Annotated in this window: 17 protein-coding genes and 1 tRNA gene; 13 read left to right on the top strand and 5 right to left on the bottom strand. The window is 72.9% G+C overall.

Going from position 1 to position 23,043, the window contains the following annotated elements; translation table 11 throughout:
- Positions 1-13: 13 nt before the first annotated feature.
- The 3 genes from ACEN8D_RS15570 (at position 14) to ACEN8D_RS15580 (ending at position 2,905) form a co-directional block, all read left to right on the top strand.
- Entirely contained in the window at positions 14-688 is a 675-nt protein-coding gene (locus tag ACEN8D_RS15570; RefSeq protein ID WP_413399774.1) for a GntR family transcriptional regulator, read from the top strand.
- Positions 689-883: 195 nt separating this feature from the next.
- Positions 884-2,401, top strand: coding sequence for an LCP family protein (locus ACEN8D_RS15575; RefSeq protein WP_495601065.1), 1,518 nt, complete (start codon positions 884-886; stop codon positions 2,399-2,401).
- A 414-nt stretch (positions 2,402-2,815) separates the two neighbouring features.
- Positions 2,816-2,905 (top strand) — tRNA-Ser (locus ACEN8D_RS15580).
- Between the two features lie 259 nt (positions 2,906-3,164).
- Here ACEN8D_RS15580 and ACEN8D_RS15585 read toward each other — a convergent pair.
- A complete protein-coding gene (locus ACEN8D_RS15585; RefSeq protein ID WP_495601066.1) occupies positions 3,165-4,358 on the bottom strand; it encodes an MFS transporter in 1,194 nt (397 codons plus the stop codon).
- A 134-nt stretch (positions 4,359-4,492) separates the two neighbouring features.
- On the opposite strand from ACEN8D_RS15585, the gene ACEN8D_RS15590 reads away from it, so the two are divergent.
- Both ACEN8D_RS15590 and ACEN8D_RS15595 read left to right on the top strand, forming a co-directional pair.
- Positions 4,493-4,942 (top strand): MarR family winged helix-turn-helix transcriptional regulator, encoded by a 450-nt coding sequence (locus ACEN8D_RS15590; protein WP_413400034.1) that lies wholly within the window; start codon positions 4,493-4,495, stop codon positions 4,940-4,942.
- Positions 4,943-4,990: 48 nt separating this feature from the next.
- Positions 4,991-5,992, top strand: coding sequence for a glycosyl hydrolase family 18 protein (locus tag ACEN8D_RS15595; protein ID WP_413461866.1), 1,002 nt, complete (start codon positions 4,991-4,993; stop codon positions 5,990-5,992).
- A 201-nt stretch (positions 5,993-6,193) separates the two neighbouring features.
- Here ACEN8D_RS15595 and ACEN8D_RS15600 read toward each other — a convergent pair whose 3' ends face one another.
- Positions 6,194-7,192, bottom strand: a complete 999-nt coding sequence (locus tag ACEN8D_RS15600) for a LacI family DNA-binding transcriptional regulator (protein WP_413399129.1) — start codon at positions 7,190-7,192, stop codon at positions 6,194-6,196.
- A gap of 96 nt (positions 7,193-7,288) precedes the next feature.
- Here ACEN8D_RS15600 and ACEN8D_RS15605 point away from each other — a divergent pair, with 96 nt between their 5' ends.
- The 5 genes from ACEN8D_RS15605 to ACEN8D_RS15625 all read left to right on the top strand — a co-directional run bounded on the left by ACEN8D_RS15605 (position 7,289) and on the right by ACEN8D_RS15625 (position 14,360).
- Complete coding sequence (locus tag ACEN8D_RS15605) at positions 7,289-8,512, top strand: Gfo/Idh/MocA family protein (RefSeq protein ID WP_309886175.1); 1,224 nt, start codon at positions 7,289-7,291, stop codon at positions 8,510-8,512.
- Complete coding sequence (locus ACEN8D_RS15610) at positions 8,509-9,513, top strand: sugar phosphate isomerase/epimerase family protein (RefSeq protein ID WP_413399128.1); 1,005 nt, start codon at positions 8,509-8,511, stop codon at positions 9,511-9,513. Before ACEN8D_RS15605 ends, ACEN8D_RS15610 begins: the two co-directional genes overlap by 4 nt.
- Before the next feature lie 175 nt (positions 9,514-9,688).
- Positions 9,689-10,681 (top strand): AAA family ATPase, encoded by a 993-nt coding sequence (locus tag ACEN8D_RS15615; protein ID WP_413461697.1) that lies wholly within the window; start codon positions 9,689-9,691, stop codon positions 10,679-10,681.
- Positions 10,681-12,012: a DUF58 domain-containing protein gene (locus ACEN8D_RS15620; protein WP_071302792.1), complete on the top strand. Its 1,332-nt coding sequence runs from the start codon at positions 10,681-10,683 to the stop codon at positions 12,010-12,012. Before ACEN8D_RS15615 ends, ACEN8D_RS15620 begins: the two co-directional genes overlap by 1 nt.
- Positions 12,009-14,360 carry a transglutaminase TgpA family protein gene (locus tag ACEN8D_RS15625; RefSeq protein WP_495601067.1) on the top strand — a complete coding sequence of 784 codons (2,352 nt, stop codon included), beginning with the start codon at positions 12,009-12,011 and terminating at the stop codon, positions 14,358-14,360. Before ACEN8D_RS15620 ends, ACEN8D_RS15625 begins: the two co-directional genes overlap by 4 nt.
- 103 nt (positions 14,361-14,463) lie before the next feature.
- Here ACEN8D_RS15625 and ACEN8D_RS15630 read toward each other — a convergent pair whose 3' ends face one another.
- Both ACEN8D_RS15630 and ACEN8D_RS15635 read right to left on the bottom strand, forming a co-directional pair.
- Positions 14,464-15,093, bottom strand: a complete 630-nt coding sequence (locus tag ACEN8D_RS15630; protein ID WP_070418152.1) for a TetR/AcrR family transcriptional regulator — start codon at positions 15,091-15,093, stop codon at positions 14,464-14,466.
- A gap of 284 nt (positions 15,094-15,377) precedes the next feature.
- Positions 15,378-16,163, bottom strand: a complete 786-nt coding sequence (locus ACEN8D_RS15635) for a trimeric intracellular cation channel family protein (protein ID WP_070418153.1) — start codon at positions 16,161-16,163, stop codon at positions 15,378-15,380.
- A 69-nt stretch (positions 16,164-16,232) separates the two neighbouring features.
- Between ACEN8D_RS15635 and efeU the strand changes: the two genes are divergently transcribed.
- From efeU to ACEN8D_RS15650, 3 genes are read left to right on the top strand one after another with little or no spacing between them, the layout of a single operon-like run.
- Positions 16,233-17,819, top strand: coding sequence for an iron uptake transporter permease EfeU (gene efeU / locus ACEN8D_RS15640; RefSeq protein ID WP_413461808.1), 1,587 nt, complete (start codon positions 16,233-16,235; stop codon positions 17,817-17,819).
- Entirely contained in the window at positions 17,806-19,029 is a 1,224-nt protein-coding gene (gene efeO, locus ACEN8D_RS15645) for an iron uptake system protein EfeO (RefSeq protein WP_413400290.1), read from the top strand. The genes efeU and efeO overlap by 14 nt, the downstream gene beginning before the upstream one ends.
- Entirely contained in the window at positions 19,026-20,363 is a 1,338-nt protein-coding gene (locus ACEN8D_RS15650; protein WP_309780332.1) for a Dyp-type peroxidase, read from the top strand. The genes efeO and ACEN8D_RS15650 overlap by 4 nt, the downstream gene beginning before the upstream one ends.
- A gap of 305 nt (positions 20,364-20,668) precedes the next feature.
- On the opposite strand, the gene ACEN8D_RS15655 is transcribed toward ACEN8D_RS15650, so the two are convergent.
- Positions 20,669-23,026 (bottom strand): bifunctional metallophosphatase/5'-nucleotidase, encoded by a 2,358-nt coding sequence (locus ACEN8D_RS15655; protein ID WP_413398077.1) that lies wholly within the window; start codon positions 23,024-23,026, stop codon positions 20,669-20,671.
- Positions 23,027-23,043: the final 17 nt, after the last annotated feature.

A 23,043-nucleotide genomic window follows, 5' to 3' on the forward strand; every position in this document is an offset into this window, starting at 1 on the left:
TGATCCTGGCGGCATGGAGCGAGCACAGCACCGACCGGGTCGCGACGACGACGATCCGCACGGCATCCGACGGAGTCTGCTGCGGGACGCGGTCTTCGCGCGGCTGCTCGACAACGTGCTGCGCGGGGTCTACAGGCGTGGCCAGCGGATCCGGCTCGACACGATCGCGGCGGACATGCGGGTGTCCCGGACGCCGGTGCGCGAAGCGCTCGTGCCGCTCGAGAACCTGCGGCTCGTCTCGGTGCAGCGGTACGTCGGGGTGGTCGTCGCGCACTGGACCGTCGACCACATGATCGAGCGGATCAGGATCGCGCGGACGATGATCACCGAACCCTCGGCCGGCGCGGTGCGGTGCGCGGATCGCTTCGACGTCGCCTGGCTCCGCGAGTGCGTGACCGAGGGCGGGGTCTTCGTCGAGCTCGGTTCGTGGTGGCTCCGCCGGAGCGGTGCAGCCGTCAGTGCCGACTGGCTCCTGTCGCAGCGTGCCGTGCTCGACGCGTTCTTCACGGACGACGTGGCGCTGGCGAACGGGATCGACGCCGTGGTCGCTCGTCGGGAACGCCGGAAGATCGCCGAACGCGCGACCGCCGCGGCCGAGCGGGACGCGCTCGACGAGTGCGCGGTGGCACTCGTCGAGCTCGCCGATGCCCTGATCGGCCTGCCGGAACGGTTCCGGGCGGCCGCCTGAGCACTCACCGCGGATTCCGGGGCCGCTCGCACCGAATCGACAGGCGGGCGCATGGCAGGGTGGTCCGGTTGCCGTCCCCGCGGCACCGGGATCGACCGGGCCAGCGCGGGACCCCTCGGTGCCCGACAGGGAGGGCACTGCCCGCGTGCTCGTCCGCTCGAGCACGCACCGTGTCCGCACACGACAGGAGTGCCCGTGAACGACGTCCGCGACCGATCCCACCGGCTGAACCGAGCGACCGGGATCGCACGGCACGGACGTCTCCGGCACCGCAACCCCGTCGGCACCGCGATGAAGGCGCTCTCCGGCGTGGCCGCGGTCGCCCTCGTGAGCACGGCGTCGGTCGCCGCGATCGCCGCCAAGCAGGTCACCGATGACTTCGGCGACGGCGTCGCGATCCAGGGGCAGCCCGCGCAGCCGGCGAAGGGACCGGCAGCGCTGAGTTCGTACCAGGGCGGCTTCAACATGCTGGTCGTCGGCACGGACAACGACCCCGAGCAGGGCACGGCGTACGGCGAACGCGACGCCACGTTGAACGACGTCAACATCCTGCTGCACGTCTCGGCCGACCACACCAACGCCACCGCGGTGAGCATCCCGCGCGACCTCGTCACGCCGATCCCTGCGTGCCGCAAGCAGGACGGCTCCGGGACGACACCCGCCATGGCTGCGCAGCCGATCAACAGCGCGTGGGGCGAGGGCGGGCTGAACTGCGTCGTGCAGACCGTGCAGGGGCTGACCGGCCTCGACGTGCAGTACTCGGCGGCGGTGTCGTTCCAGGGCGTCATCGAGATGTCGAACGCGATCGGCGGTGTGCCGGTGTGCGTCGCGCAGCCGATCCACGACCGCTACACGGGGCTCGACCTGCCGCAGGGCACCTCGACGCTGCAGGGCGACCAGGCGCTGGCGTTCCTCCGCTCCCGGCACGGTGTGGGAGACGGCTCGGACCTCGGGCGGATCTCCAGCCAGCAGGCCTTCCTGTCCTCGCTGCTCCGCACGGTGAAGTCGAACGACACCCTCACCTCGCCGCCCACCCTGTACAAGCTGGCCCGGGCAGCGGCCTCGAACATGCAGCTGTCGCAGAGCCTGAACGACGCCGGCACAATGGTGGAGATGGGGCGGGCGCTCCAGGACCTCCCGCTCGCGCAGGTCAACTTCGTGCAGTACCCGGGGACGACCGGTGGCACGGGGGTGTACTCGGGGAAGGTGCAGCCGTCGGCGGAGCTCGCGGCGCAGTTGTTCGCGAAGATCCGGGCGGACCAGTCGTTCTCGCTCGGCGCGGACAGTACCGGGATCGGGGCGGAGCGCGCGGCGGGCGCGGGGTCTGCCGCGGGCGCGTCGGCTGCGGGGTCCGCTGCGGGGTCGTCGGCCGCTGGGTCCGCTGCGGCCGCGGGGTCGGCCTCGGGCGCCGGCGGCTCGGCTGCCGGCGCGGGGTCGGCTTCGGGCGCCCGCGGCTCGGCAGCCGGCGCGGGATCGGGTGCCGGTGCGAGCGGCGTGGGATCGGGTGCCGGTGCGAGCGGCGCGGGCGCGGCTGCCGGTACGGGTGCGGGCCTCGGTACGGATGGTGCGAGCGCAGGTGCAGCCGGTGCCGCTGCCGGCGGAGCCTCCACGCCCGCGAGCAGCCCCGCGGCGACGGCTCCGGCCGAGACCCTCGACGGCTTGCAGGGGCAGTCCGCCGACGAGCAGACCTGCTCGAAGGCGTTCGGCTCCTGACCCCGGTCCCCGAGGTTTCGCGCCCACCGACACTCCACGCGCTCCCCGGCCCGTGAGATGTCGCCCAGCGCGAAGAACCGCCCGCGAATCCAGCGAGCCCACCGCGCCCGAACCACCGAGAGCGGGGGCGCGGTGGTGGGCCGCGCCCCCTGGTCACTCCTCGGTCTGAGCCTCGCGCGATCGGGCGCGCGTCGGGCTCGCCGCCCAGGAGCGACGTCGGTGCTGTGTCGCGGCGACGGGGTGAGACCCCGGAATGTGATGGCCGCGCCTCGACGATGCTATTGACCGGGGTACGGGTGGACAACCCCCGACTGTCCCCACTTCGGGGGACCCTGCCGTGCGCCCGACACAGGGTCGGTGTCGAGACAGTGCTCGACCTCCTGTATGGTGGTGGGAGCGCTCGCGAGAGTGCTTGGAGACGTCGCATAGTCCGGCCGAGTGCACCACCCTGCTAAGGTGGAGTCCCCTTTGAGGGGACCGAGGGTTCAAATCCCTCCGTCTCCGCGGCACACGAAACCCCGGTCCTCCAGGACGGGGGTTTCGTCGTTCCCGAGGAACACCGGGAGCACCGGGCGCATCCAGTGCGCGGCGCGACCACCGCCGGACGGGAGGCACGGTGCCAGCTCGCACCGCGCCTCCCGTCCGTACGTGCGCGCCGTTACTGCCGCGCATGTCGTGAGCAGAAATGGTCGGGTGCGCGCACGTGACCCGACCATTTCTGCTCACGAAACCTCGCGGGGCCCCCCGCGCCCGCGCCCGCGTGTCAGACCGTCGCGCCGCTGCCGGGGGGCCCCGCGCCGCGCGAGCGCGCGCGCCGCGCCGCGCCCGCCGCGACGGACGTCAGCACCACGGCCGCCGCCGTGATCCCGGCCCCCGCCCAGATCGGCGAGGTGTACCCGAGCCCCGCAGCGATCGTGAGCCCACCGATCCAGGCGCCGAGCGCGTTCCCGAGGTTGAACGCCGCGATGTTCGCCCCGCTCGCCAGGGTCGGCGCGTGGTCCGCGTACTGCATCACCCGCGTCTGCAGTGCCGGCACGGTGGCGAACCCGAACGCCCCCATGAGCACGAGCGCGATCACGGTGAGCACGGGCGAGGCCGCCACTGCCGCGAACACGGCGAGCACCACCGTGAGGACGACGAGCACCACGAGCAGCGTGCCGTCGATCGACCGGGACGCGAGCTTGCCGCCCGCGAAGTTGCCGACGAACAGCCCGACGCCGAACACGATGAGCAGCCACGGCACGGCGCCCGACGAGAACCCGGACACCGAGGTCAGCGTGTACGCGATGTAGGTGAAGGCGCCGAACATCCCGCCGTAGCCGAGCACGGTGATGCCGAGCGAGAGCCACACCTGTCCGGAGCGGAAGGCGCCGAGCTCCCGGCGGAGCGAGGGGACGGCTGCGTCGGCCGAGCGGACGGTGGGGACGAGCAGGGCGACCCCGACGAGGGCGACGACACCGATCGCCGCGATGGTCCAGAACGTGGCGCGCCAGCCGAGCGCCTGGCCGAGGAAGGTGCCGAACGGGACGCCGAGCACGTTCGACGCCGTGAGCCCGGTGAACATCAGGGCGACCGCGGACGCCCGCTTCTCCTTCGCGACCATGTTCGACGCGACCACGGAGCCGATACCGAAGAACGCCCCGTGGCAGAGGGCGGCGATGACACGGCCGAGCATCATCACGCCGTACACCGGCGCGAGGGCGGACAGGGTGTTGCCGATCACGAACAGCACGAGCAACCCGATGAGCACCGGCTTGCGGGGGAGCCGGGTGGTCGCGGCGGTGAGTCCGAGCGCGCCGACGATGACGGCGAGGGCGTACCCGGTCACGAGCCACCCGGCGGTGGTCTCGGTCACGCCGTAGTCGGCGGCGACCTCGGGCAGGAGCCCGGTGATGACGAACTCGGTCAGGCCGATGCCGAATCCGCCGAGTGCGAGGGCGATGAGTCCCGCGGGCATGGATGTCCTTCCGTTGTGCGGTGCAGCTGGGCCGCGTACGCTGGTTGTTGCAGACGCGGGATATCGATAGTTGCACACGCGGGGTATCCGCGCAAGCAACCAATCCTGCCCGGAAGCACACCAGGAGGCCCCTCATGTCCGTCGACGACTCCTCCGTCGCCGTCCGCGCCCACGGCTGGCGCACGCTCGCGGCCCTGCACGGCCTCATCGAGACGCGGCTCGAGCGGGCGCTGCGCGCGGTCGACCTGTCGGTCGTCGAGTTCACGGTGCTCGACGCCCTCCGCCGCCAGGACGGCTTCCACATGCGCATGCAGCAGCTCGCCCGGGCGGCAGCGCTCAGCCCGAGTGCGACGACCCGGCTCGTGAACCGCCTGGAGGAGCGCGCCCTCCTCACCCGCGTGCTCTGCGCCGACGACCGCCGCGGGCTCTACACGGAGCTCACGCACGCGGGCCAACGACTGCTCGACGAGGCCACGCCCGTGCACGCCGCCGCGCTCGAGGAAGCGCTCGCCGAGGCGCGCGAGGTCCCCGAGCTCGAGGAGCTCGCCGTCGCGGTCGACCGGCTCGAGGGCGTCACCGTCTGAGGTCCAGGAGGCGCGGCTCGACCCCGCCCCGCACGCTACGGTGAGCGGGTGGTGCGGCGGACAGGACTCGTGGTCGGCGTCGCGGTCGTGGTCGCGCTGGCCCTCGGTGGCTGCGTCGCCACGCAGCGTCCCGACGCCGACCTCGCTGTCGAGGCGTACGTCGAACCGGGTGGCGGATCGGCGGCGACGGTCTCGGACGCGTCCGGTCGTGCGGCGACGATCGGGATCGACGGCGTCACGGTGGCGGACGACGGCGCCGGGCTGAACGACCTGCCCGGCGGCGTGGCGGCACTCGCTCGCACGGCGCGGGCCGGTGGAGCCGCACCCGAACTGCTCGTCAGCAACTTCTCCGAGTCGATCGGGGACTTCTCACCCGAGGTCGGCACCGCGCTGCTGTCGGACGCGGGGAACCGCTCGCGGGTCGCCGAGCGCCTGGCGGAACGCGCGTCCGATGCGCACATGCGAGGCGTGCAGATCGACCTCGAGTCGCTCCGGAGCCGCGACCGTGCCGGGCTGGTGGCGTTCGCCGCGACGCTCGAGGACGCCGTGCACGAGCGGCTCGGGTCGGACGCCGAGGTGTCGATGGCGGTCATGGCCTCGACGGACGAGCGGGGCTACCGCGACACCGGGTACGACCTCGGCGCGCTCGCGGACCACGTCGACCGGTTCGTCCTGATGACGTACGACCAGCACGGGCCCTGGAGCGGTGCCGGCACCATCGGGTCCCTGCCGTGGGCGGAGCGGGTGGTCCATGCGGCCGAGCGCTCGGGCGTCCCGGCCGACCGGATCGACCTCGGCATCGCGGGGTACGGGTACGTGTGGGGCGGCTCGGGTGACGCGCAGGTGAGCCCGGCGCGGGCACGGGAACTCGCGGGCGCCGATGCGCGGTGGTCGGCCCGGACCGGCGAGTGGTCGGCGACGCTGGACGACGGCCGCGAGCTGCACTGGTCCGACGCGCGCTCCTACCGGGCGCGGGTCACGCTCGCCGAGGACCTCGGACTGCACGGCGTGGCGCTCTGGTCCCTGAACACGCTCGCCCTGCCGGGCTGAGCCCGCGCCGGGCGCTTGCCGAACGGTCCGGGCGACCCGCGCCTCCCGTCCGTCCTCGGCCGCGGCGGTGCTGCGCACAACGCAAGTCCTTCCGAACCGCGCGGATGCGCGGTTCGGCGTACTCCGGTTGTGCGCCCGCACTGCGAACCGCGGGGCTGCCGGCCGCCGGGCCGCGGGCCGCCAGCCGCCGGGCCGCCGCGGTCAGCGGGCGCGCGGGGGAGCGGTCGTCGACCGGACGACGAGCGACGGCGGCACGAGGACCCGGGTCGGCTCCGGCCGCTCGGCTGCACCGATCAGCTCGACGAGCCGGTCCGCCGCGAGTCGCCCGACCTCGTCGTTGTGCGGGTCCACCGTCGTCAGGCGCAGCAGGGGTGACGCGGCGAGCGGGGTCTCGTCGTTGCCCATGACCGACACGTCCTGCGGTACCCGGAGCCCGGCCTCGTGCACGGCGGCGATCGCGCCCATCGCCATCACGTCGTTCGCCGCGAACACCGCGGTCAGGTCCGGGCGGTCCTCCAGTGCGCGGACGGTGCCCCGGTAGCCGGTCTGCTCCGAGGTCGGTCCGTCGCCGTACACCAGTGGCTCGATGCCGGAGGCGACCATCCGGGCGACGGTGGCCTCGCGGCGGACGGCAGCCGGGCCTCCTGCGCCGGTGACGTGGGCGATGCGGCGGTGACCGAGTCCGACCAGGTGGTCCGCGGCCAGGCGTCCGCCGGCGGCTTCGTCGGAGGCGACGACGTCGAGTCCTCCCGGGACGTCGGCGCGTGCGCCGGCGATGACGACCGGGGTGTCCGCGGGGACGACGAGGTCGGGGAAGCCCTCGGCGGCGAGCACGACGCCGTCGACACGGAGCGAGACGAGGTCGTCGAACGGCGAGGAGTCGAGGTGGGCGTTCGCGCGGCTGTCCGCGAGCGTGAGGCGCAGGCCGTGCGGGGCGAGCGCGTCGCGGATGCCGTCGAGCATCGGGACGTACCAGGGGTTCCGGAAGTCGTCGACGACGACGCCGATCGTGCGCGTCCGCGTGCCGGCGAGGATCGCGGCGGCACGGTTGGGGCGGTAGCCGAGCTCGGCGGCCGCGGCGAGGACGGCTGCCCGGCGGGTGTCCGAGACGCCGGGGTCGTCGCGCATCACCATCGAGACGAGCGACTTCGAGACACCGGCACGGGTCGCGACGTCGATGATCGTCGGTGGTCGGGACACGCGGCTCCTTGACAGGACATGGGTGGGTGCGTCTACAGTCTACCGACGCTCTCTGGAACGTTCCAGAGCCATCACCGACTTCTCGAGGGAGAGAACATGAGCGACAGCATCGGCGTCGCCGTCATCGGCGCCGGCATGGCCGGCAAGGCCCACATGGCCGCGTGGCGGAACGCACCGTCCCTGTTCGGTCACACGCTGCCGCCCGTCCGGCTCGTGTCGGTCGGCGACGTCTACGAACCGCTCGCGGCCGAGGCTGCGACGCGCTTCGGGTACGACCGGCACGACACCGACTGGCGAGCGATCGCCGAGGCCGACGACATCGACGTGGTGAGCGTCGTCGTCGCGAACACGCTGCACCGCGAGATCGTCGAGGGGCTCCTCGCCGCCGGCAAACACGTGCTGTGCGAGAAGCCGCTCTCGGACTCGCTCGACGACGCCCGCGCGATGGCGTCCGCCGCATCGCTCGCGGCCGGTCGTGGTCTCACCGCTCGCGTCGGCTTCACCTACCGCCGCGCTCCCGGCCTCGCGGCGATCAAGCAGCTCGTCGAGGACGGCACCCTCGGTCGCGTCCTGCACGTCTCCGCGCGGTACTGGACCGACTACGGCTCGTCGCCCGACGTCCCGTTCTCGTGGCGCTTCGCGGGGGCCCCGGGGACCGGCGCCCTCGCCGACGTCGGGTCGCACCTCGCGTACGTCGCCGAGTTCCTGGCCGGCGAGGTGCAGAGCGTCAACGGCGGCATGTTCACCACGGCCATCACGAAGCGGCCGATCGCCGCCGGGTTCGCCCTCCGTGGCCAGGCCGTACCGTTGACCGGGGAGTTCGCCGACGTCGAGAACGACGACTACGCCACGTTCACCGCGCGCTTCGGCGACGGCTCGGTGGTCGGTTCGCTCGAGGTCTCCCGGGTCGCGACCTCCCACCCGAACGGCCTCGTCGTCGAGGTGTTCTGCGAGCACGGCGCCGCACGCTGGGACCAGGAGCGCGCATCCGAGATCGGACTCGCGCTGCAGTCCGACGGCTCCCGTCTCGGCGGCTACCGTCAGGTCGTCCTCGGCCCGGACCACCCGTACGTCGCCGGCGGCATGGCGATGGACGCTCCCGGTGTCGGCTGGGGCCAGAACCAGATGTTCGAGTACCAGGCGCGTGCCTTCCTCGACGAGGTCGTGGGCAACACGGCCGACCCGCTGCCGGCGAACGCCACCTTCGACGACGGCGTCCACAACATGGAGATCCTCGACGCGGTGGCCCGGTCCGCCGCCGACGGAGGAGCAACCGTCGACCTCACCGCAGCGTCCGTCACCGGAGGAGCACACGCATGAAGCTCGGTCTCTACAACGCGATCTTCCACGACCGCCCGCTCGCCGCGGCGCTCGAGGCCATCGCGGGCAACGGCCTCACCGGCATCGAGCTGAACACCGGCGGGTTCCTGCCGCCGGTGCACGTGCCGAACGTCGACGAGATCCTCGACGACGACGCGGCGCGCGACGCCTTCCTCGCGCAGTTCGACGAGACCGGCGTCTCGATCGCCGGCCTGAACTGCAACGGCAACCCGCTGCACCCGGACCCGGCGATCGGGCCGAAGCACGCGGAGGACGTCCGCCGCAGCATCCGGCTCGCGGCCCGTCTCGGCCAGGACCGGGTCGTGACGATGTCGGGCCTCCCCGCGGGGGAACCCGGCGGCACCCGGCCGAACTGGATCGTGAACGCCTGGAACTCTGCCGCGCTCGACGTGATCGAGTACCAGTGGAGCGTCGCGGTGCCGTTCTGGCAGGAGATCGACGCCCTCGCGCGCGAGCACGGGGTCAAGGTCGCGCTCGAGCTGCACCCGCAGAACGTCGTCTTCAACCCGGCGACGATCCGCGAGCTCGTCGAGCGCGGCGGGCTGACCAACGTCGGCGTCGAACTCGACGCGTCGCACCTGTTCTGGCAGCAGATGGACCCGGTGGCGGTCGTCCGCGACCTCGGTCCGCTCGTGTTCCACGCCGCCGCGAAGGACGTCCGGATCAACCCGCAGGCCGCGATCAACGGCGTGCTCGACAACTCGTTCCGTCGGCTCTCGCCGGACGAGCCGCGCACGAACCTCGGCGGGGACGAGTGGGCGAACGAGTGGCCGAAGCCGTCCGCGTGGGACTTCGTCGCGCTCGGCAAGGGGCACGACGAGGCGTACTGGTCGGCGTTCCTCGAGGCCCTGCGCGAGGTGGACCCGGGCATGTGGGTGAACATCGAGCACGAGGACACCGAGCTCGGCCGCGAGGAGGGCGTCGCCGTGGCGGCGCAGGTCCTGCTGGCCGCCGACGCGTCGCTGACGGCTCGCGTCTGAGGTGCAGCGGGATCCGGACTGGAGGCGCGGATCACGTGCGCTGATCGGCGCACGTGACCCGCGCCTCGAGTCCGTCGCCGTGCGTCCGGCGGCCCGGTCGGTGACGCATCCCCCGGTCCCTGTCACCGGGCCGTTGTAGCATGCACGACACCTGTCCTGAGCCGAGGAGGCCTGCGTGCCGGAACCGACCGACCCCGCCTTCCCGATCGAGCGCATCCGGGACGTCGGTGACGACATCACCGCCGCCGTCTCCACCGTCGTCGACGGCAAGACCGAGCCCATCCGCACCGCCCTGACGGTGATGCTGGCAGAGGGACACCTGCTCGTCGAGGACGTCCCCGGCGTCGGCAAGACGGTGCTGGCCAAGGCGCTCGGCGCATCGGTCGGCGGGTCCGTGAACCGCATCCAGTTCACCTCGGACATGCTGCCGTCGGACGTCACCGGCGTGAACATCTTCGACCAGTCCTCCGGTGCCTTCCGGTTCTCGCCGGGGCCGGTGTTCGCGAACGTCGTGATCGGCGACGAGATCAACCGCACGAGCCCGAAGACCCAGTCGGCGCTGCTCGAGGCCATGGCCGAGGCACAGGTGACCGTGGACGGCGTGACGCGCAAGCTGGACAGCCCGTTCATGATCGTCGCGACGCAGAACCCGATCGACATGGAGGGCACGTACCCGCTGCCCGAGGCCCAGCGCGACCGCTTCATGGCCCGCCTGACGATGGGGTACCCGAGTGCCGACGCCGAACGGCAGATGCTGACCAACCGCGGTGGGGGCGACCCGTTGGCGCACCTCCGACCGATCGTCGACGTGGACACCCTCCGCGACCTCATCCAGTCGGTGCGCACGGTCCACGTCGCGCCCGACGTCGAGGCGTACATCGTCGCGATCGTCCGGGCCACCCGCAGCCACCCCGACATCGTGCTCGGTGCCAGCCCGCGGGCGACGCTGCACCTCGCCTCGGCCGCCCGTGCCCACGCCGCGCTGCTCGGCCGTCCCTTCGTCACGCCGGACGACGTCGCCACGCTGGCGCCGGTCATCCTCGCGCACCGGCTCGTGCCGGTCGCCCGCGGCCTCGGCGGGACGGGCGACGACACCGTCCGCGACATCGTCGTGCGCATCGTGTCCGACACGGCCGTGCCGTTCACGGCGACCCCCGTCCGCTCCTGATGTCCGGGTCCCCGGCGCCGACGTCGCTCGCGCTGCGTGCCGGCGCCCTGCGCTCCGGGGCGCTCCGGTACGGGCGGCGTGGCCTCGCGCTGCTGCGTCGCACGCCGTTCCCCCGACCGACCGTGCGCGGCTGGACCGTGATCGCGGTCGGCATCGGGCTGATCGGCGGCGGGCTCGTGGGGACGACGAGCGTCGCGGTGTCCGCGGGGCTGCTGCTCCTCGTGCTCGTGGTCCTCGGCATCGTCATGGCGTTCGTCGTCGCCGCACCGCTGCGCGGCAGCCGGAGCACGGCGCGCGCGATCGTCCAGGTCGGCGAGGTGTACCGCGAGCGGATCACCCTCGGCGGGACGAGCCTGCCGATCGGCCCGCGGTCGATGCTCCTCGTGCGCGAACAGCTCGACGACGCCCTCGTCAGCATGTCCACCGCCGAGACGTACGCCGCCGTCGGGCCGAACCTCCCGCCAGCGGTGCTCGACGTCGAGGCCCTGGCGATGCACCGCGGGCGCAGCGTGGTCGGCCCGGTGACGATCCGCGTCGAGGACCCGTTCGGCCTGCTCCGCATCGACCGGCCGGTGGTCGCCGCCGAAGAGGTCGTCGTCGTCCCGGCATCGACCCCGCTCGCGTCGCTCGACGCGGGTGCGCTCGCCGGAGCCGTCTCCGCCGACGAAGGCCGGGTGGGGCAGGGCGGGTCGGCGGACGACAGCGAACTGCGTCCCTACCGCCCGGGCGACCCGATCCGCCGTGTGCACTGGGCCCAGAGCGCCCGCCGCGGGGAACTCCACGTCCGTCAGACCACGCAGGCGCAGCCGCCGGAGGCCGTCATCGCGCTCGACGTCCGACGCGAGTCGTACCAGCGCCTCGGCCGCGACGACCTGGCGGAGCTCTCGGACCTCGGCGGCGACGCCGCGTTCGAGCACGCGGTCGTCGTCGCCGCGAGCGTCGCACGGGCACTGGCCGCACGGACCTCGCGCGTCGTGCTCGTCAGCGACGGACCGTCCGGCAGCACCCGGCACGCGGGGGACGCAGGCGGACTGACCGACGTGCTCGTGGGGCTCGCCGACGTCCGGGTCCGCTCCGACGCCCGCGAGGTCACCGAGGTCCTCCCGGACGTCCGCGGCCGCGACGTGCACGGCATGACTGCCGTCGTCACCGGCAACTGCACGGCAGAGCAGGCCGCCGAGCTCGTCTCGGCGACGACCGGTTCGAGCCGGGGGATCCTCGCGACGATCGTCCCGCCGGACCCGGTGGTGCGCGGCATCCTCGACCGCGGCGGGTGGCGGACCCTGGTGGTCCCGGTCGCCGGTGCCCACGCGCCCGGGAGCATCCGGTGAGCGGCGTCGCCACCCGTCCGGCCCCGCCCCGGGGCGAGGCGCGGCGCGAACCCGACCGACGGGTCGACCGACCGGACTCGCCGAGCCCGTGGGTCGTCGCACTCGCACCGGTGCCCGTGCTCATCGCCGCCCTCGCCATGCAGCCCCTCGTGCAGGGCGTCGCGTGGTGGGTGTCCGGCGTCCTCGTCGCCGCCGTCCTCGTCGGCACGATGCTCGCCGTCCGTCGTCGGGCGCCCGGGGTGCGGTTCGTGGCACTCGTCGCGGCGCTCGTGGTCTGCTCGTGCGCCGCCGCGGTCGTGAACGACGTCCAGCCACTCGGGTGGCTCGACCGGAACGGTGCGCTCGGCGAGACGCTCGCGGCGATCCGGCTGAACCCCGCACCGCTGCCGCAGTCCGACGCGATCCGGCTCATCGTCACGGTCGCGATCGGCTGGGTCGCCGGCGTCTCGCTGTTCCTCGCGGCCGTCGCCCCGACCGCCGCACTCGCCGCCGTCCCCGCGCTCGTGATCCTCATCGTGCCGGGCGTCGTCACCGGAGCCCCCGCGGCACCCGGGCTCGTGATCGCCACCGGCATCGCCTTCCTCGTCCTGCTCTGGCTCTCGGTGCGGCCGGTCCAACGGGCGTTCCCCGCCGCCGTCGTCGGGGCGATCGGACTCGTCGTCGCCGTGGGACTGCCCGCGATCGTGCCGCTCAACGCCAGCTGGTTGTCCGGCGTCACCGGGGCGATCCAGTCGCCCGTGCAGCCCGGACGTCCCGGCACGCTGCTCAACCTCGGGCAGGACCTCCGACAGCCGAACGAGCTCGAGGTGTTCCGCTACCGCTCGTCCGACGGTCGGCCGGAGTACCTGAAGCTCGCGAACCTCGACGAGTTCGGCACCGGCGACTGGGTGCCGACCACCACCGACGCCGCGAAGTCCGAGACCGCCGACCAGCAGCAGTGGGCGGTCGGCATCAACCCGCGGCTCTCCAGCCGCGGCGACGTCACGATCCGGGTCACCGGGCTGTCGAGCAACTACCTGCCCGTCCCCGCCGGCGCGGTCTCGATCGAGTCCCGCTCGACGAACCTCGACCTGTCGCAGTGGCGCTGGATGGGGGAGTCGAGCACGGTGCGTTCCACCGGCCCGGCCACCCCGCGCGGTGCCACCTACGAGGTGTACGGCGCCTCGACGTGGTCCGGCGAGTACCTCGACGCGATCGCCGGCTCCGGCCTGCTCGGACGTGCCGACGGCCGGGGGTTCGCGACCCCCTCGGCGAACCAGCTCCGGACCGACCGAGAGCTCCCCGACAAGCTGCCGGTCAGCATCGCGCGGACGGCGCAGCGCGTCGCGGGCAGCGCGGCCACCGACTACGAGAAGGGCCGCGCGCTCGAGCAGTGGTTCCGCAGCGACCTGTTCACGTACTCCGAGACCGCGCCGGTCGAACAGGGCTACGACGGCGACAGCATGGACGTCGTCGCGAAGTTCCTGCAGGTCCGCGAGGGCTACTGCGTCCACTTCTCCTCGGCGATGGCGGTGATGGCCCGCACGCTCGGCATCCCGTCGCGCATCGCGGTCGGCTACCGGGCGGGCTCCACGCAGGCCGACGGCGAGTACACGGTGTCGAACCGGCAGCTGCACTCGTGGCCGGAGCTCTACATCAAGGGCGCCGGCTGGGTCGCGTTCGAGCCGACCCCCGACTCCGACGCCGCCGCGACGCCCTCGACCGAGGCCACCTCCACCCCCTCGGCGGCCGCCCCGGAGACACCGCTGCCCGCCCCGGGCGAATCCGCTCCCGCCGCGTCCGAGACGCCGACGCCGAGCGCGTCCGCCGCACCGGGAGCCGCCGGGTCGACCGGTGGCGGGGGCAACGGACCGCTCGGGCTCGCGGTGGGACTGGTGATCGCCGTGGCGCTGCTGGTGTCCCCGGCGCTCGTCCGGGCACTCCGCCGTCGGACACGACTCGGCGCGGTGCGATCGGGCAGGTCGCCGGCGGTGAACGCCTGGCGTGAGGCGCTCGACGACGTCGCCGACCACGGCTACGCGCCGGGCCTCGCGCCGCCGGGTGACGCCGCTGCCGCAGCGCGGACGGCACGTGCGGTGCTCGGGCGGCTCCGGCCGTCGGTGCCGGCGACGGTGCTGCCGCACCTCGAGACGATCGTCGATGCGGTCGACCGGGAGCGGTTCGCCGCGGGCGGTGCGGCCTCGGTGGACGCTGCGGCGTTGCTCGTGGCGGTCCAGGAGGCGCGGGTCGCCCTGGACGCCTCGGCCTCCGGTGCGCGGGTGCTCCGGTCGCGCCTGGCGCCGCCGAGCCTGCTGCCCTCGTCCGCGTGGTCGCACGAAGGACGGCGCGCGCGCCGCAGCGCGGCGTAGCGCGCCGCGCGCTCGTAGCGTGCGAGGTTCCGCGCGTGGTGCCGGGCCCGCAGGGTCCCACCGCGCGCGGAACCTCGCACACTGCGTCACCCGCCGCCGCGCGTCAGCGCCGGCGGATGACCGCCTCGACGAGGGCCGCGACGACCTCGCCCGGGTTCACCCCGGGCAGCGCCGCCGCATCGAACACGATCCCCACGTTCGCCCCGATGAGCACCCGGGAGAAGTCCTCGAGCGACATCCCCGCATCGATCTCCGGGTGCGCCCCGAACCACAGCTCCACGAGCTCGAACACGCCGTCCTGCAGCTCCCGCCGCTGGCGCACGAACTCGGGCAGGAACTCGGGGTGGCGCGTGGCGTACCCCCGGAACTCCGACAGCAGGGCGAACTGGCCGCTCTGGTCGTGCCGCCCGAACGCTGCCCGGACGACGTCGCCGATGTCCACCGCGGCGATGTCGGCGCGGACGAGTTCCCGCAGCGACCCGAGCACCAGGTTCGTCGCGCGCTGCATGACCTGCGCGACGAGGTCCTCCTTCGACGAGAAGTTCGAGTAGACGGCGCCCTTGCTGAACCCGGCGCGGGCGGCGACCTCGTCGAGCCGAGCCTCGTGCACGCCCTGCTCGGCGAAGACCTGGGCCCCGGCGGTGAGGAGTCGTTCCCGCACCTCGGCCCGCGGGGTCCGGGGCGTGGGCGAGCCGGTGACGGAGGGGCTGGGGTCGGAGGCGTCGTCGCTCATGGTTCCTGATTCGACGGGCCCGCCGTGATCCGTCGGGTCCGGCTTCGTCGGGCTGGCGTGGTGGTGGGTCACGACCATTGTGCTGGAGGCAGGGTGCGTCGGGAGACCTGCCGCGCCGCGCGTCTGATCCCGCGCGGCATCAGCGAAGCCCCCAACCACAGGTCCGTACGGAACCGGCGCGTTCGGGTCGCGTCGGTGCGCCAGCGGACCATGGATGCCGGGCCGATACCCGGCGGTACTGATTGTACGACCGAGCACCGACAGATGACAGCCCCTTCGCGGATTCAGCCGTCCGACGCGTCCGCGGGCCCCGACTCGTTCTCGTGGTGCACGCTCCCCGCGCCGGACCGTCGCCCCGGCCGACGCAGCAACCGGATCGCGTCCGGTCGGAGCTTCCGGCCGCGCTGGAGCAGGGATCCGAGCGTGGACTTCGGCTGCCACTCACGACCGTTCGGCAGCCCCCATCCGCGCCGGACCGCGCCCCACCGCAGCCCGAGGGAGAGCACGATCGCGGCGACGATGCCGATCGACGGCGACCCGAGGTGCGACGCGACGACCATCACGGCGGACGCGGCGACGGCGACCGTGGCGTAGAGCGCGTTGCCGCCGAACACCGCGGGGACCCGGCGGAGCAGCAGGTCCCGCATCGCACCACCGCCGACGGCCGTGATCGTGCCCATGATGATCGCGGCCGGCCAGTCGAGACCGGCGTCGAACGTCCGCTGCACCCCGACGACCGACCAGAAGCCGATGACCGCAGCGTCGAGCACGGTGAACAACCGGTCCCAGGTCAGCTCGGAGAACGACACGAAGAAGGCGATGAGCGCACCGGCGATCGCGACCGGCACGTACAGCGGGTCGACGAGCGCGACGGGCGGTCCGTTCTGCAACAGGGTGTCGCGGAGCATGCCGCCGCCGAGGCCGGACACGAACCCGACGACGAGGAACCCGAAGAGGTCGAAGTCCATCGTCCGCGCGAGCGATCCGCCGAGGAGCGCCGACGCGAACACCCCGGCCAGGTCGAGCACGTTCGTGACCGACGCCAGGCCATCGACGGACAGCAGGTTCATGAGAACCATCAAACATCACCGGCGGGAGGTGGCGGGTCGCGCGCTGGTTAGGTTAGCCTCACCTTTGCCATGCTCGCCACCCTCGTCATCGGCCTCCGTGAAGGCCTCGAAGCGACGCTCATCGTCGGCATCATCGCCGCGTTCCTCCGTCGCTACCGCGTCCCCCTCGCCCCCATGTGGTTCGGCGTCGGGGTCGCCGTGGTGCTCAGCATCGCCGTGGGCTTCGGCCTGCAGGTCGTCGAGCAGGCGCTCCCGCAGGCCCAGCAGGAGGGCATGGAGGCGATCATCGGCATCGTCGCCGTCGTCTTCGTGACGGGCATGATCGTCTGGATGCGCACCCACGCGCGGACGCTCACGACCGAGCTCGAGGCGAGCGCGACCGAGGCCCTCGGCCGCGGCACCGCCTGGGCGCTCGCCGGCATGGCCTTCCTCGCCGTCCTCAAGGAGGGCTTCGAGACCGCGGTCTTCCTGCTCGCCACGTTCCAGGCGTCGTCGGACACCGGGCTCGCGGCACTCGGTGCGGTCATCGGCATCGCGGGCGCCGTGGTCGTCGGGTACGGCATCTACACCGGCGGCGTCCGGCTGAACCTGTCGAAGTTCTTCACCGGGACCGGGATCTTCCTCGTGTTCGTCGCCGGCGGGCTCGTGCTGACCGTGCTCCGTCGCGCGCACGAGGCCGGGTGGATCGTGATCGGGCAGCAGCGCACGGTCGACCTCAGCTGGCTCGCGCCGAACGGCTCCGTGCAGGGCGCCCTCGTCACCGGCGTCCTCGGCATCCCGCCGGACCCCCGGGTCATCGAGGTGCTCGGCTGGGTGCTCTACGTCGTCCCCGTCCTCGCGATCTCCCTCTGGCCGCGTGCTTGGCGCCCGTCGCGCGAACGGGTCCCGGCCGTGCGGCTCGGCATCGCCGGTGTCCTCGCCGTCGCCGCTGCGACCCTGGCGATCGCGGTCCCGACCGGGGGCGTCGACCTCCCGTCCACGACCGCCGTGACCGGCGGCGGCTCCGTCACCGCGTCCGTCGACGGGACGGCCGCGAGCATGCGCACCAGCGGCACGGGCCAGGAGGCGCGGTTCGCCTTCCCGGCGTCGACCCACCGGCGCGTCACCCGCGCGGGCGTGACCGCCGACCGCTGGCGGCGGACCGAGGACGGGTCGGCCGCGCAGCGGCCGTCGACCCTGACGCTCGACGACCTCGTCGACCTGTTCGGCCGCGTCCCCGTCGGCATCTCACCGAGCACGAACCCCGGGCCGTTCTCGGCGCGCTGGGCCGTCCGCGACACTGTCAGCCTCTGGACCGTCCGGGGTGGCGTCCTGGACGCGAGCCGCGCGGAACGCACCGTGCTCACGTTGAGCGGTGGGGGCCTCCCGTCCGCTCGCACCACGACCCTCGACCGCACCGTCTGGTCCGTGCCGGACGCCCGCGTCCAGCAGGCCGCCACCGCGGTGGCGGCCGCGGACACCCGCTCCGCCGAGCTGCTGCTCTGGAAGGCCTGGCTGCCGATCGCCCTGGGCGTCGCCGCCGCTGCCCAGGCGTTGCTCGCCCTCCGCGACCGCCGTCGGCGGCCGGAGCCCACGACCACCACCCCCGAAACCGACCCGTCACGCGGCCCACCCGCGGACGACCCCACGAGGAGCCCTGAGTATGCCGTTCGGTAGGACTGCCCGCCCCCTGACCACCCTCGGCGCCCTCGGCGTCGTCACCGCCCTCGCCCTGACCGGCTGCGCGAACTCGTCCACGTCGGCGGGTGACACCGCGAGCAGCTCCGGCAAGGTCTCCCGCGTCTCGGTCACACTGACGAACGACGGCTCCGACAAGTGCGCCGTGTCGACCACGAAGGTCCCCGCCGGTCCGGTCACGTTCACCGTGAAGAACGAGTCGTCGACCGCGATCACCGAGGTCGAGCTGCTGCAGGACCAGCGCATCCTCGGCGAGAAGGAGAACCTCGCGCCCGGGCTCGCCGCGGTCACGTTCACCGCCACGCTCACCGGCGGCAAGTACCAGGTGTACTGCCCCGGCGCCGACCAGGAGCTCGCGGACTTCACCGTCACCGGCAAGGTGACCTCGACGGCGAACAGCAGCGCCGCGACCCTCCTCGACGAGGGCACGAAGGGCTACGCCGAGTACGTCGACGGCCAGGTCACCGACATGGTCGCCGCGGTCGAGCAGCTGCAGAAGGACGTCGACGCGGGTGACCTCGCCGCCGCGAAGACCGACTACGCGAACGCCCGTCCGTTCTACGAGCACGTCGAGAGCGACGTCGACGGCTTCGTGAAGAAGGGCTTCAAGGCGACCGACAACGCCGGCAACCTCGACTACCTCATCGACATGCGCGCCTCGAACCTCGACCCGGCCGTCGGCTGGAGCGGGTTCCACGCGGTCGAGAAGGACCTGTTCGAGGCGGGGGCGATCACCGCCTCGACCAAGCAGACCGCCGCCGACCTGACCGAGAACGTGCAGCTGCTCGCGAAGCTCGTGCCGACCCTCGACTACAAGCCCGAGGACCTCGCCAACGGTGCCGCGGGCCTGCTCGAGGAGGTCCAGTCGAACAAGATCACCGGCGAGGAGGAGGCGTACAGCCACATCGACCTCGTCGACCTCGCCGCGAACGTGGAGGGCGCCCGCCAGGCCTTCGCGTACCTCAAGCCGGGCCTGACGAAGCTCGACCCGACGCTGACGAAGCAGATCGCGACGCAGTTCGACCGCACGAACACGCTCATGGACGGCTACCGCAACGCCGACGACCTCGGCGGCTTCGACACGTGGGACGCCGCGACCAAGGCCTCGGACGCGAACACGATCTCGCAGCAGGTCCAGGCGCTGCAGGACCCGCTGTCCCGCCTCGCCGAGAAGGTCGCCACCGCGTGACGACCCCGCACGACGAGCCGGCCCGCGACGGGACGAGCGCCCCGCCCCTGTCCCGCCGCGGGCTCTTCGGCGCCGGCCTGACCGCCGGTGTGACCGCCGGCGTCGCGGCGGCCGGAGCCGGCCTCGGAGCCGCTGCCGGCGTCGCCGGTGCCACGGCCGCGACCGGGGTGAACCCGTTCACCGCGGCGACGAACGGCGACGAGTCGATCGACCTCTCGCGGAGCCACCCGTTCTACGCGACCGCCGCGCGGCAGCCGCAGGGCGGGGTGCAGACCGCTCCGCAGCGGTACTGCGTGTTCATGACGTTCGACATGTCCTCGACGGTCCGGACCGACCTGCAGGTGCTCCTCGCCCGCTGGTCGGCGTCGATCGCGCAGCTGCAGGCCGGGAAGACCGTCGGCAGCGTCGAACCCGCCCACGGCGACGGCGTCGGTGCGGACACGGGGGAGGCGCTCGACCTCGGTCCCGCGTCCCTGACGGTCACCGTCGGCCTCGGCCCGGGGCTCTTCGACGAGCGCTTCGGTCTCGCGTCGAAGAAGCCGGCGCACCTCGCCGCGATCCCGACGCTGCCGAGCGACAACCTCGACCGTGCCCTCACCGGCGGCGACCTGTCCCTGCAAGCGTGTGCGGACGACCCGCAGGTGGCGTACCACGCGGTCCGCGACCTCGCCCGGATGGCCCGCGGCACCGCGACCGTGCGGTGGACGGTGCTCGGCTTCGGTCGCGCCTCGGCCGGGCCCGACCAGTCCACGCCCCGGAACCTCATGGGGTTCAAGGACGGCACCCGGAACATCACCACCGACGAGGACTACGAACGCTTCGTCTGGGTCGACGAACCGGGGTCCGGGGCCGGCTGGATGCGCGGCGGCACGTACCAGGTCGTGCGGAAGATCCGGATGAACATCGAGATCTGGGACGCGGACGTCGTCAGCGACCAGCAGCGCGTGTTCGGCCGCACGAAGATCGAGGGCGGACCGCTCTCCGGCGGCTCGGAGCACACCACACCGGACTTCCACGCGAAGGGCTCGGACGGCACGACGAAGATCGACCCGACGTCGCACATCGCGCTCGCGGCCCACGAGGCGAACGGCGGCGTGAAGATCCTGCGGCGGCCGTACAACTACACCGACGGGCTCAACCAGTACGGTCAGCTCGACGCGGGGCTGCTCTTCGCGGCGTACATGAACGACCCGGAGCACTTCACGACGCTCCAGCGGAAGCTCGGCGCCTCCGACCGGCTCAACGAGTACGTCTCGCACATCGGGAGCGGCGTGTTCGCCGTCCCGCCGGCTCCGCGCAAGGGCTCGTACATCGGCGAGCAGCTCTTCCGCTGAGGCAGTGAGATGGGTGCCCTCCGTCGTTTCCCTGGAGACGGAGAGCACCCGCGTCGCGGAGTCCCCCGGGCGGAACCACCGTCCGGGATGAGAGGCGACCCAGCGCGACGCGTCGCGATGCGACAGGGCTGAGCGTACCCCGCCGATCGCCGGTACAGCAGGGAGGTACCGTGATGGGACAAGCGTCGCGGGCCACCCGCGGACGGGCGCCGACGCTGCGGACCGGCACCGCGCCTCCTGGACCCACGAGAACGGGCCGTCCCACCTGGGTGGGACGGCCCGTTCTCCTGCCTGGAGGCGCGGCGTCAGTCCGTCAGGTCCGTCGCCTCGCGCTCGGCGCGCTTCCGACGCGCGAGCACCAGCGCCACGAGGCCCGCGAGGACCAGGAGGCCGGCTGCGACGGCCGGGGCCGCGATGTCGGCACCGGTGTACGCGAGCGCTCCGCCGGCGTTCGCCGGGACCGTGCCGTCGACGACGCCGTCACCGTCGGTGTCGACACCGACCGCACCGTCGTCACCGCCGCCGGCGCCCGGGGTACCAGGCGTGCCCGGGTCGGTCGGGTCCGTGGGGTCAGCGGGGTCGGTCGGATCGGTCGGGTCCACGGCCGCGGCGACGGGGATCGTCACCGCGAGCGTGATCGTCTGCCCGTTCGGCAGCGTGACGACGAGGGGCTCGTCGGTCGTGGCGGCCGGGGCCACGGCTGCCGCGAGGGTCGTCGTGCCGGCTGCTCGGCCCAGTGCGGTCGCGGGGTCCGTGGTTGCGCCGGGGACGAGGAAGGACAGCGTCGCCTGTCCCTGCTCGTCCGTCGTGTCGACGATCGTCGTGTCGATCGTCGCGCGGTCGAGTTCCTTCCCACCGGCGCTGACCGTGACCGTGCCGCCCTGGTCGGGTTCGTTGCTGAACGTCAGCGAGGAGAGCTCGATGGTGACCCGGTCCCCGGGCTGGAAGCCGCCGTCCGGGGTCGCCGTCGTGCGGATGCCGGTGGAGCGCTGGTCGTGGGCGACCGTCACCGTGGGGTCCGCGCGGAAGTACTCGACCTGCGCCTCGAGGTCGACCTTGCCGCTGTCCTGCTTCGCCGCCGCCTGCTTGAACGCGGCGAAGTTGTCGCCGCCGCCCGCGAGGAACGAGTTGACGGTGACCTTGTAGGTCGTGTCCGCGTCGATCGCCGTTCCGTCGAGGGTCATCGTGGTGATGCGCGAGCCGGCCGGAGCACCAGGGTCGTAGGTGTACCCGAAGCCGTCTGAGGCGCCGAGCTTGAGGAACGGCCGGCTCGACCCGGAGGGCTGCCACTGCTGTTCGAGCGCCTGCCGGATCTGCGCGCCGGTCAGGTCGAGGACGACGAGCGTGTTGGCGAAGGGCTGGACGACCGCGGCCTCCTTGTAGGTGACCGTGCCCGACGCGATGTCGGCCCGGAGCCCGCCGGGGTTCATGAACGCGATCTGCGAGCCCTGGCGGGTCGTCGCTGCGCGCTGCACCTCGGCGACGAAGTTCCCCAGCGTGGACTCGCCGCCGCGGTTCTCGGAACCGTTGCGCTGCTTCGCACGGCCCAGGTCGCGGTCGACCGTGCCGAGCTCGACCGCACCGAGGACCTCGGCCTCGGCCACCGCGTCGTCGACGGTGGCCTGCACGTCGGCGTCGGGCGTGAAGGTCCCGTCGACGAGCCGGATGTTCTCCGCGACGGTCGACGTGACGGTGCCGTCCGCCGCGACGGTGAGCTGCACGTGTCCGAGGTTGAAGCCGTACGAGCCGGTCTGGATCACCGGGCGGGTGGCCGGACCGTCGCCGATCTTCGCCTGGTGCACGTACGTCTGGTGGGTGTGCGCGGAGAGGATCGCCGAGACACGGGGGTCCACGTCGCGGACGGCACGGGCGAAGTCGGAGTCGCCGTCGAGGTCCGTCGCAGCAGCGGACTCGGCACCGTCGTGCACGAGCAGGACGAGGACGTCGGCCTCGCCGTTGCCCTCGACGCCGTCGGTGAGGTCCGCTGCGACCTTGTTCACCTCGGTCGTGATGTCGCCCATCTCGAGGCCCTCGATGCCGGCCGGGCTCACGAGGCCCTGTCCGACGAGGTCGACCGTGGCGCCGATGAACCCGACGCGCTTGCCGCTGATCTCCTCGATCGCGTACGGGTCGAACGCGGGCTTGCCCGTCGCGGTGTCGAGGATGTTCGCCGAGACGTAGTCCCACTGCGCGTTCCGGTCGCCCTGGGGTCCGATGACGCGGTCGCGCAGGTCGTCCTGGCCCTTGTCGAGCTCGTGGTTCCCGATGGCACTGACGGAGAGGTCCATCTGGTTGAGGACGTCGATCGTCGGCTGGTCGTCCTGGATGAAGGACTCGAACGTCGATCCGCCGATGTTGTCGCCGGAGCTGACGAACGCGGACGTCGTCGGGTCCGGCCCGCGGAGCTGCTCGAGCGCACCCGCCAGGGTCGCGGCACCGGCGGCGTCGCCGTCGCGCGGGGTCGGCTTGCCGTCGGTCTGCGAGATCGACTGTGCGATGCGGCCGTGGAAGTCGTTGACGTCGTAGAGGTCGATCGTCGTGTCGCCCTCGGCTGCGCCGGCGACGGACGGGACGGACAGTGCGACGAGGACACCGGCGGTCGCGAGCGCAGCGCCCGCGACGAAGCGCCCGCGACGCGTTCGTGAGTGGTGGGAAGTGTTCATCGGCGTCGAACCTAGGA

The organism is Curtobacterium sp. Curtsp22, assembly GCF_059492135.1.

Coding starts and splice junctions, on each gene's coding strand:
- ACEN8D_RS15610 (WP_413399128.1), top strand. CDS start 8,509: ATGAAGCTCGGTCTCTACAACGCGATCTTCCACGACCGCCCGCTCGCC.
- ACEN8D_RS15590 (WP_413400034.1), top strand. CDS start 4,493: ATGTCCGTCGACGACTCCTCCGTCGCCGTCCGCGCCCACGGCTGGCGC.
- efeO (WP_413400290.1), top strand. CDS start 17,806: ATGCCGTTCGGTAGGACTGCCCGCCCCCTGACCACCCTCGGCGCCCTC.
- efeU (WP_413461808.1), top strand. CDS start 16,233: ATGCTCGCCACCCTCGTCATCGGCCTCCGTGAAGGCCTCGAAGCGACG.
- ACEN8D_RS15620 (WP_071302792.1), top strand. CDS start 10,681: ATGTCCGGGTCCCCGGCGCCGACGTCGCTCGCGCTGCGTGCCGGCGCC.
- ACEN8D_RS15570 (WP_413399774.1), top strand. CDS start 14: ATGGAGCGAGCACAGCACCGACCGGGTCGCGACGACGACGATCCGCAC.
- ACEN8D_RS15655 (WP_413398077.1), bottom strand. CDS start 23,026: ATGAACACTTCCCACCACTCACGAACGCGTCGCGGGCGCTTCGTCGCG.
- ACEN8D_RS15585 (WP_495601066.1), bottom strand. CDS start 4,358: ATGCCCGCGGGACTCATCGCCCTCGCACTCGGCGGATTCGGCATCGGC.
- ACEN8D_RS15630 (WP_070418152.1), bottom strand. CDS start 15,093: ATGAGCGACGACGCCTCCGACCCCAGCCCCTCCGTCACCGGCTCGCCC.
- ACEN8D_RS15635 (WP_070418153.1), bottom strand. CDS start 16,163: ATGAACCTGCTGTCCGTCGATGGCCTGGCGTCGGTCACGAACGTGCTC.
- ACEN8D_RS15605 (WP_309886175.1), top strand. CDS start 7,289: ATGAGCGACAGCATCGGCGTCGCCGTCATCGGCGCCGGCATGGCCGGC.